9 protein-coding genes are annotated in these 16,536 nt (G+C 73.2%); 7 read left to right on the top strand and 2 right to left on the bottom strand.

The genetic code is table 11. The annotated features are described in order from the left end of the window. Positions 1-127: 127 nt before the first annotated feature. From FHX74_RS09835 to FHX74_RS09815, 5 genes are read left to right on the top strand one after another with little or no spacing between them, the layout of a single operon-like run. The gene (locus FHX74_RS09835) at positions 128-2,740 is read left to right on the top strand and encodes a carboxylate--amine ligase/circularly permuted type 2 ATP-grasp protein (protein WP_182559957.1); all 2,613 of its coding nucleotides are present in this window, start codon (positions 128-130) and stop codon (positions 2,738-2,740) included. Between the two features lie 42 nt (positions 2,741-2,782). After that, complete coding sequence (locus tag FHX74_RS09830) at positions 2,783-4,564, top strand: N-acetylglutaminylglutamine amidotransferase (protein WP_182559956.1); 1,782 nt, start codon at positions 2,783-2,785, stop codon at positions 4,562-4,564. Between the two features lie 55 nt (positions 4,565-4,619). After that, complete coding sequence (locus FHX74_RS21085; protein ID WP_182559955.1) at positions 4,620-6,551, top strand: alpha/beta hydrolase family protein; 1,932 nt, start codon at positions 4,620-4,622, stop codon at positions 6,549-6,551. A gap of 47 nt (positions 6,552-6,598) precedes the next feature. Beyond that, complete coding sequence (locus tag FHX74_RS09820; protein ID WP_182559954.1) at positions 6,599-7,135, top strand: pyridoxamine 5'-phosphate oxidase family protein; 537 nt, start codon at positions 6,599-6,601, stop codon at positions 7,133-7,135. A 54-nt stretch (positions 7,136-7,189) separates the two neighbouring features. After that, positions 7,190-10,543 (top strand): S41 family peptidase, encoded by a 3,354-nt coding sequence (locus tag FHX74_RS09815; protein ID WP_182559953.1) that lies wholly within the window; start codon positions 7,190-7,192, stop codon positions 10,541-10,543. 186 nt (positions 10,544-10,729) lie between these two features. On the opposite strand, the gene FHX74_RS09810 is transcribed toward FHX74_RS09815, so the two are convergent. Both FHX74_RS09810 and FHX74_RS09805 read right to left on the bottom strand, forming a co-directional pair. Beyond that, complete coding sequence (locus FHX74_RS09810; protein WP_220483752.1) at positions 10,730-11,773, bottom strand: LacI family DNA-binding transcriptional regulator; 1,044 nt, start codon at positions 11,771-11,773, stop codon at positions 10,730-10,732. A gap of 13 nt (positions 11,774-11,786) precedes the next feature. Next, positions 11,787-13,835, bottom strand: coding sequence for an aldo/keto reductase (locus tag FHX74_RS09805; protein WP_182559952.1), 2,049 nt, complete (start codon positions 13,833-13,835; stop codon positions 11,787-11,789). A gap of 410 nt (positions 13,836-14,245) precedes the next feature. Between FHX74_RS09805 and FHX74_RS09800 the strand changes: the two genes are divergently transcribed. After that, positions 14,246-15,439, top strand: a complete 1,194-nt coding sequence (locus FHX74_RS09800) for an ABC transporter substrate-binding protein (protein WP_220483751.1) — start codon at positions 14,246-14,248, stop codon at positions 15,437-15,439. After that, positions 15,439-16,533 carry a carbohydrate ABC transporter permease gene (locus tag FHX74_RS09795; protein WP_182559950.1) on the top strand — a complete coding sequence of 365 codons (1,095 nt, stop codon included), beginning with the start codon at positions 15,439-15,441 and terminating at the stop codon, positions 16,531-16,533. Before FHX74_RS09800 ends, FHX74_RS09795 begins: the two co-directional genes overlap by 1 nt. The last annotated feature ends 3 nt before the right edge of the window (positions 16,534-16,536 follow it).

Raw genomic sequence — 16,536 nt, 5'->3', positions numbered from 1 at the left:
ATTCTTCCGAAGCCGCTCACGCAGCACGAGCCGGTCACCGGCGGGCGTGGCCGATCCAGGGTCTCGGAACGCAGCCGGTGGCCGACCGTTACCGCAGCGTTACCTGGCCGTCCTAGCGTGACCAGGCATGGCGGGGGCCGAGCAGACGGCGGGTCCGCGGACGATCGGGGCGGAAGAGGAGTTCCACCTGGTCGACGCGGGGACCCGCAGGCTGGTCCCACGCGCCCCGGAGCTGCTCGCCCAGCTGCCCGACGACGCCTACGTCGCGGAGCTCCAGCGGTGCGTCGTCGAGGTCAACACCCGGGTGGTCACCCGGCTCGAGGACCTGAGCGACGAGCTGCGCGAGCGACGGCGGGTGCTGGTCGCCGCGGCGGCCGACCTGGGCCTGGGGGTGGTCGCCTCCGGCGCGGTCCCGTTGTCGGTGCCGGCCGAGCTCCAGGTCACCGGGACCCCGCGCTACCGGCGGATGCTCGCCGACTACCAGCTGCTGGCGCGCGAGCAGCTGATCTGCGGCGCCCAGGTGCACGTGGGCATCCCCGAGCGCGAGGACGCCGTGCTGGCCGGCAACCGCGTCTCGCCCTTCCTGCCGACCCTGCTGGCACTGAGCGCCAGCTCGCCGTTCTGGTCCGACGGGTCCGACACCGGCTACGCCAGCGCCCGGACGCTGATCTGGACCCGGTGGCCGACCACCGGGCTGGCCTCGGCCGCCGGCTCGGCGGAGGAGTACGACCGGATGGTCGAGGACCTGATCGCCTCCGGCGTCATCACCGACCCCGGGATGCTCTACTTCGACGTCCGGCCGTCGGCCAAGATCCCCACTCTCGAGCTGCGGGTCTGCGACAGCTGCCCCTCGGTCGACACCATCGTGCTGATCGCCGGACTGTTCCGCGCCCTGGTCGACCGCGAGCTCGAGCACGCCCGCGCCGGCGTGCCGGCGGTGTCCTACCCGGCGGTGCTCGGACGGGCGGCGGTGTGGCGGGCCGCCCGTTCCGGTCTCGAGGGCGACCTGGTCGACATCGCGAGCCGGAGCGCCAAGCCGGCTGCGGTCGTCCTCCGCGAGCTGATCGAGGCCCTCGGGCCCCAGCTCGAACGCAACGGCGACCTCGCGCTGGTCGACGCGCTGGCCACCGAGATCCTCGCCGTCGGCACCTCCGCCGCCCGGCAGCGGCGGGCGCTGCGGCGACGCGGCCGGCTGACCGACGTCGTCGATCAGTTGCTCGCCGAGACCGCGGGGAGCGCCCCCGCGATCGTCAGCGACGACGACCCCACCCTGCTGCACGGCTACCGGGCCGACCTGGTCGCCGGACCCGGCGGGCGGCTCGAGACCTCGGTCTCCTGGGACGAGGCGGTCGACGACGACGGCGTGCCCCGGCCGGCCTACACCGGCGTGCTCGCGACCCTGGCCGGCCTGGGGGCCGGCGTGCTCCGCGAGCGCGAGGTGCAGATCGAGCACGAGCAGCGGATGGACGGTGTCACCTTCCGGGTCGCCGGTCAGACCCGGGCCCAGCTGTTCCCGGTCGACCTGGTCCCGCGGATCGTCTCCGCCGACGACTGGGGCCTGCTCAGCGCCGGGCTGTCGCAGCGCGCGCGGGTGCTGGACGCCTTCCTCGAGGACATCTACGGCGACCAACAGGTCGTGCACGACGGGGTCCTCCCGGCCGAGCTGCTCGACCGCGCGCCCGGGTACCGGTCGACCGGACGCTGGCTCCGGGGCACGGTCCGCGCCCACGTCTGCGGGCTCGACCTGGTCTGCGACGGACCGGGCCGCTGGTACGTCCTCGAGGACAACCTGCGGATCCCCTCCGGACTCGCCTACGCGCTGGTCAACCGGCGGCTGCTCACCGACCTGGTCGGGGAGATCGCGCCGCGTCCGGAGGTGACCGGGGTCCGCCGGGTGCCGGCCATGCTCCGCGACACGCTGGTGGCGGCCGCCCCGCCGGCGGCCGGCGACGATCCGCAGGTCGCGGTGCTCAGCAGCGGGTGGCAGGACTCCGCGTGGTTCGAGCACAACTACCTGGCCGACACCATGGACGTTCCGCTGGTGCTGCCGCACGAGCTCGGGCTGGTCGACGGCGTGCTGCACCGGTTCCGCGGTCGCCGGCGGACCCGGATCGACGTGCTCTACGTCCGGATGGACGAGGACATGCTGCTGAGCTCGACCGGTCATGATCACCAGCCGCTCCGGCCGCAGCTCCGTGAGGCGATCTGCGGCGGCACCCTTCGGTTGGCCAACGCGCTGGGCAACGGCGTGGCCGACGACAAGGCGGTCTACGCCTACGTCCCGGCGATGACCGAGTACTACCTGGGTGAACGCCCGGTGCTCGACTCGGTGCCCACCTGGGTCTGCGCCGAGCGCGACCAGCGTGATCACGTGCTCGACCACCTGGACGAGCTGGTGGTGAAGCCGATCGACGGGCTGGGCGGCAGCGGGGTGCTGATCGGGCCGGAGGCCGACGACCGCGCGCTCGAGGCGCGCCGCCGCGAGCTGCTCACCCAACCCGAGCGGTTCGTCGCCCAGACCATGATCGCGTTGTCGACGCACCCGTCCTTCGACGGCGCCGGCTTCCACCCGCGGCACGTCGACCTCCGGGCCTTCGTACACCTGCGCCCGGGGCCCGGCGGTCCGGAACCGGTGGTGGTGCCGGCCGCCCTCACCCGGGTGGCCGCACCGGGGACCAAGATCGTCAACTCGTCGGCCGGCGGCGGCAGCAAGGACACCTGGATCATGCGCGACCACTGACCCGAACGGGCGGACCGGTCGGCCGAGGAGAGGACGGACACCATGTGCGGGATCTGCGGGGAGGTGCGGCTCGACGGCGCGCCGGCCGACGTCGGCGCGGTGCAGACGATGACCGACTGCATGACGCCGCGCGGGCCGGACTCCGGCGGGATCCACGCCCAGGGGGCGATCGCGCTGGGTCACCGCCGGTTGTCGATCATCGACCTGTCCGCCCGCGGCTGCCAGCCCATGATCGACAGCGAGCTCGGGCTGGCCCTGGTGTTCAACGGCTGCATCTACAACTACCGCGAGCTCCGCGAGGAGCTGATCGCGGCCGGTTACCGGTTCTTCTCCACCGCCGACAGCGAGGTGGTGATCAAGGGCTACCACCGCTGGGGCACCGACTGCGTGCGCCACTTCAAGGGCATGTTCGCCTTCGCGGTGGTCGAGACCGACACCGGACGGGTGGTGCTCGGCCGGGACCGGTTGGGGATCAAGCCGCTCTACGTCTCGCAGCAGGGACAGCGGATCCGGTTCGCCTCGTCGCTGCGAGCGATCGTCGCCGCCGGCGACGTCGACACCGGGCTCGACCGGGAGGCGCTGCACCACTACCTGAGCTTCCACTCGGTGGTGCCGGCCCCGCTCACCCTGTTCCGCGGGGTCCGCAAGCTGCCGCCGGCCACCGTCCGGGTGATCGAACCGGACGGCCGCAGCCGCGACCAGACCTACTGGGAACCCGACTTCACCCGCGACCCCGCGCGGGCCGACTGGTCGGCGCGCGACTGGCAGGACGCGATCATGGAAGCGCTGCGGGCCGCGGTGGTGCGGCGGATGGTCGCCGACGTCCCGGTCGGGGTGCTGCTCAGCGGCGGCATCGACTCCTCGATCGTGGTCGCGCTGCTCGCCGAACAGGGGCAGACCGACCTGGCCACCTTCAGCATCGGCTTCGACTCGGCGGGCGGCGAGTCGGGCGACGAGTACGCCTACTCCGACCTGGTCGCCCGGACCTTCGCCACCGACCACCACCGGATCCACATCGACAGCTCGCGGCTGCTCCCGGCGGTGCCGCGGACGATCGCGGCGATGAGCGAACCGATGGTCAGTCACGACTGCGTGGCCTTCTACCTGCTCAGCGAGGAGGTGACGAAGTCGATCAAGGTCGTCCAGTCCGGCCAGGGTGCCGACGAGGTGCTGGCCGGCTACGACTGGTACCCGCCGCTGGCCGAGGTCGGCCGCGACGCGGTGTCGCCGGCGTACCGGTCGGTGTTCGTCGACCGGACCCACGACGAGCTGGTCGGGCTGCTCAACCCCGACCACGCGCTCGACCGGGACGTCAGCGCGGCGTTCGTCGCCTCGCACCAGGGGCGTCCCGGGGCGGACACCGCCGTCGATGCGGCGCTCCGGCTCGACACCACGGTGATGCTGGTCGACGACCCGGTGAAGCGGGTCGACACCATGACCATGGCCTGGGGGCTGGAGGCCCGGGTGCCCTTCCTCGACCACGAGTTCGTCGAGCTCGCCGCGCGCTGCCCACCGGAGCTCAAGCTCGCCGGTGGCGGCAAGGGCGTCCTCAAGGAGGGCTGCCGGTCGCTGCTCCCGGCCGAGGTCATCGACCGGACCAAGGGCTACTTCCCGGTGCCGGGGATCCGGCACCTCGAGGGCGGCGTGCTCGACCTGGTCCGCGACACGCTGGCCGCCCCGTCGGCGCGGGACCGGGCGATCTACGCCCCGGCCGCGCTGGAGCAGCTGCTCGCCGACCCGAACGGCCCGCGGACCACGCTCGGGTCCAACGTCCTCTGGCAGGTCGCCGTGCTCGAGATGTGGCTGCAGAGCTTCGAGAGCTGACCCGCAGCGGAGACTGGGCGATCGTGTCCGCACCCGAGCCGAGCAGCCCCGCCGCGTGAACGCCGAGCTGCGACCCAGCTACGGCGCCTCGATCAGCCCCGACGGCGCCGCGTTCGCGCACATCGTCGACGACGGTGGCTATCCGCGGGCCGTGCAGCGGTTCCTGCGCGCCCGCGGGTCGCGGGTGGCGGCGGGGGAGTCGCGACCGGTGGTGCTGCCGGTCGACGGTCCGATCACCCGGATCATCCACTCGCCCGACGGAGGCTGGCTGGCCTGTCAGACCGCCCCGGACGGGGGCGTGCGCACCCAGGTGTGGGTGGTCACCACCGATCCCGACGACCGTTCCGCGCGGCGGATCGACCAGGCCGACGGCACCGCCGAGCTGATCGGCTGGGACGGCCCGCTGGTCGCGGTCCACGCGCTCGACGCCGACGGCACCGAGGCGGAAGCGCAGCTGGTGGACCCGCGCAACGGCCTGGTCACCGTGGTGCACCGCCAGCGCGGCGCCCGGCTGGTCGACGCCTGGGCCGGCTCCACGCTGATCCGCACCGGCCCGCGCGGGGACCGGTCGCTGGCGCTGGTGCGGGGCGGGATCGCCGCCCCGCTGCTGCCGCCGGACCCGGGCTCGGTCACCGACCCGGGGGTGATCCTCGACGACCAGCGCCCGCTCCGGCTGCTGCACGTGGCCGGCGAGACCCGCACCCGGCTCTACCGGCCGGCGAAGGAGTACGGCTTCGACAGCACCCGGGGGTTCGTCCGGGTGCTCGTGCGCAGCGACCACGAAGGCGCGCGGCCGCGGCCACCCGGCCAGGACTTCGCCCGGCTGCTCCAGGTGACGGTGACCGAGCACGGGGTCACCCACCGGGTGCTGGCCGAGCGCGCCGACGCCGACCTCGACGAGTTCGCGGTCAGCGACGACCTCAGCACGGTGGTGCTGCTGTGGAACCTGGCCGGCGCCTCCGAGCTCCAGGTGCTCGAGCTCTCCGACGGCACCCTGCGCCCACCGTTGCCGCTGCCCGGGTCCGGACCGGACGGGTCGCACCCGGTGGTCGGCTCCGAGCTGAGCATCACCGCCGACGGCACGCTGCTGGCGCTGACCGTCCAGGCGCCGGGCCGCCCGCGGTCGGTCCAGGTGGTCGACCCGCGGTCCGGGCGGTGGGAGCCGATCGAGCCGGCCATCCGGCAGCCGGACGCCGTCCAGCCGCGGCTGGTGCGGTTCGCCGCCCGGGACGGCCTCGAGCTGACCGGTTGGTTCTACCCGGCCGACGCCGATGGTCCCGCCGGGCCGACGCTGTTGTACCTGCACGGCGGACCGGAGGACCAGGCCCGACCGGACTACAGCGAGCTATTCCCGGCGGTGCTGGCGGCGGGGATCTCGGTGCTGGCCCCGAACGTCCGCGGCTCGGGCGGCTTCGGTCGCGCGTTCAGCCACGCCGACGACGTCGAGCGGCGGTTCGCCGGGATCGACGACGTCGCCGACTGCGTCCGGTTCCTGGTCGCGGAGCTCGGGGCCGACCCAGGGCGGATCGGCTGCGCCGGCTGGTCCTACGGCGGCTACCTCACCCAGGCGTCGCTGACCTTCCACCCCGCGCTGTTCGCGGCCGGGATCAGCATCTGCGGGATGAGCGACCTGCGCACCTTCTACGCCCACACCGATCCGTGGATCGCGTTGGCGGCGCAGCCGAAGTACGGCCACCCGGTCCGGGACCGGGAGCTGCTCGGACGGCTCTCGCCGATGACCCGGCTGGACGCGATTCGGGCCCCGCTGCTGGTGGTCCACGGCGGGCAGGACACCAACGTGCCGACCAGCGAGTCGCACCAGGTCGCCGCCGCACTGGCCGAACGCGGCGCGGTCCACGAGCTGCTGGTCTTCGACGACGAGGGGCACGCGATCACCAAGCAGGAGAACCGGGAACGGCTGACCGCGGCGGTCCGCGGGTGGCTCACCCGGTGGCTGGTCGACCCGGTCACCGGTGCTGCGGGCTGAGTCCACGACGGGAGGTGACTGTCGGTGGCCGGCGCTAGCGTCCGGTCATGGACGACCCACCACCGAACACCGCCTGGTCCCCGCCGCCCGAACCGGTCGCCTCGCGGCCCAGGGTGCCGCACGACTACGGCGTCCCGGACACCGACGAGGGCCTGCTGCCCTGGTCCTGGGCGGAGCAGCGGCTGCAGGCCACCGGCACGTTCTGGTTCCACACCACCCGTCCCGACGGCCGTCCGCACGCGATGCCCGCCTGGGGCGTCTGGCTCGACCGTCGGCTCTGGTTCGACGGCAGTCCGGAGACCCGGCGGATGCGCAATCTCGCCGCCAACCCCGCGATCAGCGTGCACCTCGAGGACGGCGACCGGGCCCTGATCGTCGAGGGGGTCGCGGCCGAGGCCGGGCCGCCGGGGGCCGAGCTCGGTGGGCGGCTGGCGGCTGCGTTCACCCGGTTGTTCGGGACGCGCGGCTACAGCCCCGAGCCGACCGGCTGGGACGAGGGCGGGCTGTACGCGGTGACCCCGCGGACGGCGTTCGGGTGGGAGTCGTTCCCGGCCAGCTGCACCCGGTGGCGGTTCGCCGGCTGAGCGGACCCGGGACCAGGGCAGCGGGTGTCGGTGGGGATCCGTAGGGTGCCGGACATGGCGCACGGTTACTTCCGGTTCCCGGACCTGCACGACGACCTGCTCGCCGTCTGTGCCGCCGACGACGTCTGGCTCGCCCCGGTCGGGGGCGGTCGGGCCTGGCGGTTCAGCAGCGACGCGACCCCGGTGCGGCAGCCCCGGTTCAGCCCCGACGGGACCTGGATCGCCTGGGCCTCGACCCGCGACGGGGCCTTCGACGTCTACGTCGCGCCCGTCGAGGGCGGCGACGCCCGCCGGCTCACGTACTGGGGGCACCCGACCACCGGTGTCCTCGGCTGGACCGAGGACGGCCGGGTGCTGGTGGCCACCGCGGGTGGCGCGGCCAACCTGCGGCAGACGTTCACCTACGCCGTCGGTCTCGACGGCCGGAGCGAACGGCTCCGCCACGGCCCAGCCTCCGGGGTGGCGACCGGACCGGGAGGGGTCGTGGTCGCCACGCCGCACAGTCGTCCGCCGGGGGACTGGAAGCGCTACCGCGGCGGCACCGCGGCCAAGCTCTGGTGGGACCGGACCGGCGAGGGCCGGGACTGGACCCGGGTGCTGCGCGACGTCACCGCCGGGCTGGCCAACCCGTCGTGGGTCGGCGACCGGCTGGTGTTCGCCTCCGACCACCTGGCCGAGCTGCCCGGACCGGCCGACCAGCCGGCCAACCTGTTCTCGGTGGCCGCGGCCGACCTGGCCACCGCCACCGCGGCCGAGCTGCGGCAGCACACCCGGCACGACGCCGACCAGGGCTACGTCCGCGACCCGGTCACCGACGGCACCCGGGTCGTCTATCACGCCTACGGGACCGTCTATCTGCTCCCGGGTCTCGACGCGGAGCCCGAGCCGGTCGAGATCCGGCTGCCGGCGGTGGCCGGCCGGGCCACCCGTCGGCTCGACCCGACCAAGAACCTGGTCGCGGTCCGACCCGACCACGACGCCGCCGGCTCGCTGGTCGAGTGGCGTGGCAAGGCCTTCTACCTGACCCACCGCGAGGGTCCGGCCCGGGCGCTGGTGGCCGACTCCGGCGTCCGCGCCCGCGAGCTGCACCCGCTCGGCCGCGACCGTGCCGTCACCGTCACCGACGGGGCCGACGGGGCCGACGGGGCCGACGGGGCCGACGGCGAGGACGCGCTGGTCGTGGTCGCCACCGACGGCACCACCGCGCCGCGGACGCTCGCCGCGGGCCGGTTCGGCCGGGTGCTGAGCCTGGCCTCGTCCCCGGACGGGACCCGGGCGGCCGTGGTCAGCCACGACGGCCGGGTCAGCGTCGTCGACCTCGGCGAGGGGAGCGGAGCCGACCCGGTGCGCACCCTGACCCGGAGCGCCGACGGCGAGCCCGACGGGCTGGCGTTCAGCCCCGACGGGCGCTATCTGGTGTGGAGCCAGCCGGTCGGCTGGTCGCACCGGCAGCTGCTGCTGGCCGACCTGCGCGCCGGGTCCGATCCGGTGCCGCTCACCGAGGGCCGCTTCACCGACTCCGCGCCGGCGTTCACCGCCGACGGTCGGCACCTGGTGTTCCTGTCCACCCGCACCTTCGACCCGGTCTACGACGCGCACGTCTTCCAGATGTCGTTCGCCTCGGGCACCCGGCCCTACCTGATTCCGCTGAGCGCCACCGAGGCGGCGCCGTTCGGGCCGTCGGTCGATGGCTGGGCGCTGGCCGAGGGGAAGGACGAGGTCAAGGACGGAGCCGGCGGGGGACAGGGCGACGGAGCCGGACCGGACGCGACGAGCGCTGCCGACGGCGCTGCGAGAGGCGCGGCGAAGGACGGCGAGCCGCCGGCGTCCCCGGACGTCGACCTCGACGGCTTCGAGGAGCGGCTGGTCCCGTTCCCGGTGCCGGCCGGTGGTTACCGGGCGGTCGCGAGCACCGCGACCGGCGTGGCCTGGATCCACGAGCACGCCGAGCAGGGCGTCCTGGGTGCGGGTCGCTCCGGACTGGCCGACGAGCCGCCGGGCGACGCGCTCGAGCACTTCGACCTCGGCGCGCGCAAGCTCACCGTGGTCGCCGACCGGGTCGACGACTACGCGGTCAGCGGCGACGGCCGCCGGGTGGTCGTCCGCGACAAGGCGACGGTGACCGTCGGACCCACCGACCGGAAGGTCGAGGGCGACGATCCCGCCAAGGTCACGGTGGACCTCGACCGGCTGCGGTTCGAGCTCGACCCGGTGGCCGAGTGGCGGCAGATGATCGCCGAGAACGTCCGCCTGATGCGCGACCACTACTGGCGCGAGGACCTCGACGGGATCGACGTCGACGCGCTCGCCCGTCGCTACCTCGGTCTGGTCGAGCGCGCCTGCTGCCACGACGACGTGGTCGCCCTGCTGTGGGAGTTCGGTGGCGAGTTCAACACCTCGCACGCCTACGCCAGCGCTCCGGAGCCGCCCGGTGACCAGAGCCGGCGGCTCGGCTTCCTCGGGGCCGACCTCGAACCGTCCGAGGACGGCTGGGTGATCACCTCGATCCTCCCGGGCGAGTCCTCGGAGCCCAAGGCGCGCTCGCCGCTCCGTGCCCCCGGTGTGGGCGCCCGGACGGGGATGCGGATCACCGCGGTCGACGGGCGTCCGGTCGACCCGGTCACCGGGCCGGCGGGTGGGCTGATCGGTGCCGCCGACCGCCCGGTCGAGCTGCGGCTGGCCGATCCCGACGGTGGGGGCGAGCGGCGGGTCGCGGTCGTCCCGCTGGCCGACGAGGAGGACCTGCGCTACCAGGCCTGGGTAGCCGGGCGGCGCCAGTACGTCGCCGAGCGTGGTCAGGGCCGGCTCGGCTACGTCCACGTGCCCGACATGATGGCGCCCGGCTGGGCGCAGCTGCACCGCGACCTCGAGCGCGCCACCCGCGCCGAGGGCCTGGTGGTCGACGTCCGTTACAACCGCGGCGGGCACATCAGCCAGCTGGTGGTCGAGCGGCTGGCCCGGCGGGTGCAGGCCTGGGGCCGCTCGCGGCACTTCGAGACCGCCGAGGAGTACCCGTCGCTCGCGCCGCGGGGTCCGGTGGTGTTCGTGGCCAACGAGTGGTCGGGCTCGGACGGCGACATCGTCAACGCGGTCGTCCAGGCGATGGGGATCGGTCCGGTGATCGGCACCCGCACCTGGGGCGGCGTGGTGGGGATCGACGGTCGCTTCGACCTGATCGACGGCACCGGCGTCACCCAGCCGCGCTACCCGTTCTGGATCAGCGGCTACGAGTGGGGCGTCGAGAACCACGGGGTCGACCCCGACATCGAGGTCGAGATGACCCCGGCCGACTACCTCGACGGGATCGACCCGCAGCTCGACCGGGCGGTCGCCGAGGCTTTCGACCGGCTCGCCCGGACCCCGGCCGCCACCCCGCCGGACCTGCCGGCCCCGCGGGTCCGCCGCTGAGGCGGCGGCTAGCTTGCCGAGCACTTCGACAGGCTCAGCGCACGTTCACGGGGGAGCGCCCAGCGCACCTTCACGGGGGAGCGCGAGCGCGCCGATCTCCACCGCGCGCTGGGCCCGTCGAAGCGCGCGAGCGCGCCGAGCTCCACCGCGCGCTGAGCCCGTCGAAGCGCGTGCCCGTGGTTCGGCTCAGGCGGACTCGCGGACGTGCAGCTGGTAGGAGACCGAGCGGCGGGCGCCGGGGCCGGACCGTGGGACGGTGCCCCCGTCCATGCCGACGGCGAGCTCGACGGCCAGTCGGGCCACCACGGCCAGGTCGATGGCGATCGTGGTCAGCCGGGGGTTGGCCAGCTCCCCGAGGCTCAGGCCGTCGACGCCGATCACCCGCACCTGGTCGGGCACGCCGATGCCGTGACCGCGCAGCGCGCTGAGCACCCCGAGCGCCATCACGTCGTTGAAGGCCAGCACGGCGTCGAGATCCGGGCGCTCGCCGAGCGCCCGCTCCAGCCCGGAGACACCGGTGGTCACGGTGGCGTCGCCCGCCGGGATCCACAGCGCGTCGACCCCACGGGCCGCCCAGCCGTCCACGAACAGCCGGCCCCGTCGGCTCGGCAGGTCGGGGCCGGCCGAGTCGATCATCACCGGTCGGCGCACCCCGAACCCGGCGAGGTGCTCGATGGCCTGCTCGACCCCCAGCCGCGGGCTGAACACCACCCCACCGTGGTCGGTCTGGTGCGGTTCGACGTCCACCTGCACCAGCGGCACGCCCAGCCGCTCGTCGGTGTCCTCGCCGCGGCCCGGGTGCTCGGCGCCGACGTAGCCGACCAGCGCGTCGACCTGCCCGGCCAGCTCGCGCACCTGCCGCCGGTGGTCGGTGGCGTGCTTCTCCTCGGCCAGCACCACGCTCCAGCCGCGTTCGGCGGCCGCGCCGATCACCGCCGAGGCCAGCTCGGGGTAGTAGGGGTTGGTCAAGTCGGTGACCAGCAGCCCGAGCGTCCGCTGCGACGGCTTGACCAGCCCGCGCCCGAACCGCGACGGCCGGTACTGCAGCTCCTGCGCCGCAGCCAGCACCCGGGCCTTGGTGCGCGGGCTGATCCCGGGCATGTCGTTCATCGCCCGGGTGACCGTCTGCCGGGAGACCCCGGCCGCGGCCGCGACGTCGACGATGGTGGCCCGGCCGTCGGCCGGCCGCCACGCGTCGACGCCGCTCACCGCGACGCGGTCACCGGGCACGGATCACCCTTCCTCAGTCCTCGACGAGATCGAGCCAGTCGAGCTCGGCCGGGGTCAGGGTGACCCCCAGACCGGCCATCGACGAGCGGGTCTCGGCGATCGTCCGCGGACCGAACAGCGGGAAGGTCGGGAACGGCTGCTGGAGCACGAACGCCAACGCGATCGCGGTCGCCTCCACCCCGCGCTCGGCGGCGAGCTTCTCGGCCCGGGCCAGCCGCTCGAAGTTGTCGTCGCTGTAGTAGCAGCGCACCAGCTCGGCGTCGGACCGGTCGTCCGGACGCGCCCGTCCGGTGAAGAACCCGCGGGCCTGGCTCGACCACGGGAACAGCGGCACCTGGCGCTCGCGCAGCCACTGCTTCGAGGCGCGGTCGGTGACGTGCCGGCACCCGGCCCAGGGCACGTCGAGCGCCTCGGCCAGGCCGAAGTGGTTGCTCAGCACCGCGAAGCCCTGCTTGCCGTTCTGCGCGGCGTAGGCGTTGGCCTCGTCGAACCGCTCGAGGCTCCAGTTCGACCCGCCGAAGACCCTGATCCGGCCGGCCCGGGCGTGCTCGTCGAGCACGTCGACGAACTCACCGACCGGCACCTCCGGGTTGTCGCGGTGCATCAGGTAGATGTCGGCGTAGTCGGTGCCCTGCCGCTCGAGGCTCTCGAGCAGCTGACGGGTGATCGACTCCGGGTCGCAGTGCGGGGTGTGCGCGCCCTTGGTGATCACCACGACGTCCTCGCGGACCCCCCGGTTCGCGATCCAGCGGCCGAGCCGGCCCTCGAGCAGCCCGCCGCCGTAGATGTACCCGGTGTCGAAGGTGTTCCCGCCGCGGGTGAAGAAGTGGTCGAAGATCGCCGAGGCGTGCGCCAGGTCGGGCTGGTTGTCGACCCCCATCACCAGCCGGGAGATCTTCTTGCCGACGCCGTCGATCTCGCCGTAGGGCATCGGCGCGTCCGCGTCGACCGACAGCGACCCGCCGCCGAGGGTGGAGAGCAGCACCGGAGGGATGTCGGCGTCCTCGGTCTCGAAGGGATAGCGCAGCCCGATCGCCTCCCGCCAGCGGTCCAGCACCTGCGCGTTGCCGAGCGAGTCCGCAGTGCTCATCGCGGCCGCGTCGCCGCTGCCGCCCCGGCCCAGCTGCTCGGCGGCGTCCTGCAGACCGGCGGCCTCGAGCGCGTACGGCTTGGCCCCGTCGAAGGAGAACGTCTCGTCCGGCCGGCCGGCCACCTGCAGCACGAGCTGCGGGTCGGCCGACAGCGTCCACGGATCGGTGAGCCGGATCAGCCCGGCCGAGCCGTAGACGGTCACGGTGTTGGCGTCCTGCAGCTGCACCCCGGTGCGCACCGAGGCGGTCAGCCCGCCCGGGAAGGCGAGCTCGGCGATCGCCCAGTGGTCGACGCCCCCGCTCACCGTGCCGGACGCGGTCAGGTCGGTCGGCTCGGCGAACGCCCGGCCGGCGACCGCTCCGGCGACCGCGCGGGCGATCGAGACCGGGTAGCCACCGACGTCGAGGATGCCGCCACCGGCGGTGGCCGGGTCGAAGAGCCGCCCGGTGCGGTGCTCGCCGGTGTCGAAGGCGAACGACGCGTCGACGTGGGTCACGTCGCCGATCGCCCCGCCGGCCACCAGCTCGCGGAGCTTCGCCGTCTGCGGGTGGAACCGGTACATGTAGGCCTCGACCAGCACCCGCCCGCTCTGCCGGGCGGCGTCGACCATGGCCATCGCGGTGCCATGGTTGGGGGCGAGCGGTTTCTCGCACAGCACGTGCTTGCCGGCGGCGAGCGCGCGCAGGGTGAGCTCGGCGTGCGCGGTGTGGACGGCGGCGACGTAGACGGCGTCGACCGCGGGGTCGGCGAGCACGGTGTCGTAGTCACCGGTGCTGATCTCGCCCTCGCGGTGCTCGGCGGGCAGGTCGGCCACCCAGGCGGCGGCACGGTCGGCGTCGCGGCTGCCCACCGCGACCAGCCGACCGCCGCTGCCGGGGAGCTGGCTCGCGAAGCGCCGGGCGATGCTGCCGGCGCCGAGGATCGCCCAACCGAAGGGCTTCGAGGTGTGCTGCGGGGTGGTGTCGGTCACCAGGACTCCAATGCGGATCTCGGGATGGTTCGCGGGCGGGCCGCGCGCTGTCGCGGCTCCGCGGGATGCCGACGACGACCGGTGAGAACGCCGTGAGCGTTCACGATTCTGTCCCACCGACCCGGCTCAGTAAAGGGTGGGCAGGCACAGGTTCTCACAGCGGCGGAACCTTGACAGCGCTGTGGGGGCTGGTCAGGATGAACGGATCGTGTGAACGTTCACGAAATCGAGGGGAGCACTGTGACGAGGGCGTCGAGCTGGAACCGGTCGATGGGGTGGCGGGGATGAGGTGGCGGGAGAGACCGACGGCTCGGTCGGCGGCCACGCTGTCCCGACGCAGCCTGCTGGGAGGGTCGGCGGCACTCGGCCTCGCCGGCCTGGCGGGTGGACTGGCCGGCTGCGGCGGACAGGTGTCGATCTCCTCGGACCCGGACCTGCTGGTGCTCTGGTACTGGACGCGGTCGATCAACCCCAACCTGCTCGACCAGGCGGCCAGGCAGATCCCGGACTCGACCAAGCGGCTCCGCGCCGACGTCGTCGGCGGCAACTACGACTCGAAGCTGCGCACCAGCCTGGCCGGCGGCGCCTACATCCCCGACATCGCCGGGGTGAACTCGAACTGCTCGCTCTACTTCCCCAACGAGGAGCGGTTCGTCGACCTCAACCCGCTCGGCGGGTCGGAGCTGAAGAGCCAGTTCTACGACTGGAAGTGGCAGCTGGGCACGACGCCCAAGGGCCGGATGTGCTTCTGGCCGATGGACACCGGCCCGACCGGGCTCTACTACCGCAACGACCTGTTCGCCAAGGCCGGGCTGCCGTCCGACCCGGATGCGCTCGGCGAGGCGATCAAGACCTGGGACGGCTATCTCGACGTCGGCACCCAGCTGCGCAAGAAGCTCGACATCGCCCTCGACATCAACGCCGGCGCCGTCTTCGGCTGCTATCTCAACAGCAGCGAGGAGCGGTACTTCGACCGGCAGGACCGGCCGATCTTCAGCCAGTCCGGCAGCGCGGTCCGCAAGGCCTGGGACCTCGCGGTGCAGGCGGCCAAGCTCGGGGTCACCGGCAACCTGCAGACCTCGAACGACCAGAACGCCGGGTGGAGCTCGGGCCGGGTGGCCGGGCACCTCGAGGCGGTCTGGTGGGGGCCGATCCTGGCCGACACCGCCCCGGACACCAAGGGCAAGTGGCGGTTGGCCAACCAGCCGGTCAAGCCGGGTAACAGCGGCGGGTCGTTCCTGATGGTGCCCACCACCAGCAAGGATCCGCAGGCCGCGTTCGACTTCATCAAGTGGCTGACGAACGCCGAGAACCAGGCCAAGACGTTCAACACCATTCAGCTGTTCCCCTCGACCCCGGCCAGCTTCACCGGCGACACCCTCAAGAGCGACAACAGCTTCTACGGCGGCCAGGAGTACCAGACCTTCTTCCGCAAGGCCGCCGAGCAGGTGCCGATCACCTACGTCAGTCCCTACGAGAACCTCTGCGCCCCGTTCGGCTCCGAGCTGACCAACGTGGAGACCGCCGGCAAGGACCCGAACCAGGCCTGGGACGACGCGGTCGCCGCGGTCGACCAGGTGCTGCACAAGAGAGGACTCGTCTGATGGCGATCAGCGAGAGCGCCCGGCCCGGCACCGCGACCAGGCCCGCGAGCTTCGCCGAGGCCCCCGACGGCGAACGCCGGCGCCGCCCGCTGCGCAGCTACTGGCCGCAGTACGTCGCGGTCGCCCCGTTCTACATCCTGTTCCTGGTCTTCGGGCTGTTCCCGGTGGTCTTCTCGGTGGTGCTGTCCTTCACCCAGTGGGACGGGATCAGCAAGCTCAAGTTCGTCGGGCTGGCGCAGTACGCCTTCCTGGTGCAGGACCCGCGGTTCTGGACCTCGGTCGCCAACACCTTGATCATCTGGGTGATCTCGACGCTGCCGATGCTGTTCCTGGCGCTGCTGATGGCCTTCATCCTGCACCAGAACATCCGCGGCAAGGGCTTCTACCGGGTGGCCTTCTTCATCCCCAACGTGACCAGCCTGGTCGCGGTCGCGGTGGTGTTCAGCTCGGTCTTCTCCGACAGCTTCGGCTTGATCAACAACGCGCTGACCGCGCTCGGCGCGGCCAACATCCCGTGGCTGTCCAGCGACTGGGGCATCAAGGTCACCATCGCGGTGATGGTGATCTGGCGCTACACCGGGTACAACGCGATCATCTACCTGGCCGGTCTGCAGTCGGTGCCGACCGACCTGTACGAGGCCGCCCGGGTGGACGGCGCGTCCAGCACCCAGATCTTCTTCCGGATCACCATCCCGCTGCTGCGGCCGGTGATCCTGTTCACCCTGATCACCTCGACCATCGGCGGGCTGAGCCTCTTCACCGAGCCGCAGGTGCTGTTCGGCACCGGGGCCAGCGCCTCGAGCGCCGGCGGGCCGGGCGACGCCGGCCTGACCATCGTGCTCTACCAGTACGTCCAGGCGTTCTTCAACTTCGATTTCGGGTACGCCTCGGCGATCGCCTGGGCGCTGTTCGTGCTGAGCGCGGTGGTGGCCTTCATCAACTTCCGGCTGCTGCGTGACCGCGACGACGCGATGGGGGACCGCAAGGTGCCGATGTTCCAGCGCCGCCGGGCGGCCGCCCGGGCCAGGTCCCGCGCCGCGGAGAGCGACGCCGTCAGCGCGAGTCGTCAGACCCGAGAGGAGGTGCGGTCGTGACCG

The sequence above is a fragment of the Microlunatus kandeliicorticis genome (assembly GCF_014137855.1).
GTDB lineage: Bacteria > Actinomycetota > Actinomycetes > Propionibacteriales > Propionibacteriaceae > Microlunatus > Microlunatus kandeliicorticis.
The sequence above is the reverse complement of the archived record's forward strand: the minus strand, read 5'-3'. Positions and strand labels throughout refer to the sequence as shown.

Excerpts from the sequence above, each read along its gene's own strand:
- FHX74_RS09795 (WP_182559950.1), top strand. The coding sequence starts at position 15,439 with ATGGCGATCAGCGAGAGCGCCCGGCCCGGCACCGCGACCAGGCCCGCG.
- FHX74_RS09820 (WP_182559954.1), top strand. The coding sequence starts at position 6,599 with ATGGACGACCCACCACCGAACACCGCCTGGTCCCCGCCGCCCGAACCG.
- FHX74_RS09815 (WP_182559953.1), top strand. The coding sequence starts at position 7,190 with ATGGCGCACGGTTACTTCCGGTTCCCGGACCTGCACGACGACCTGCTC.
- FHX74_RS09830 (WP_182559956.1), top strand. The coding sequence starts at position 2,783 with ATGTGCGGGATCTGCGGGGAGGTGCGGCTCGACGGCGCGCCGGCCGAC.
- FHX74_RS09835 (WP_182559957.1), top strand. The coding sequence starts at position 128 with ATGGCGGGGGCCGAGCAGACGGCGGGTCCGCGGACGATCGGGGCGGAA.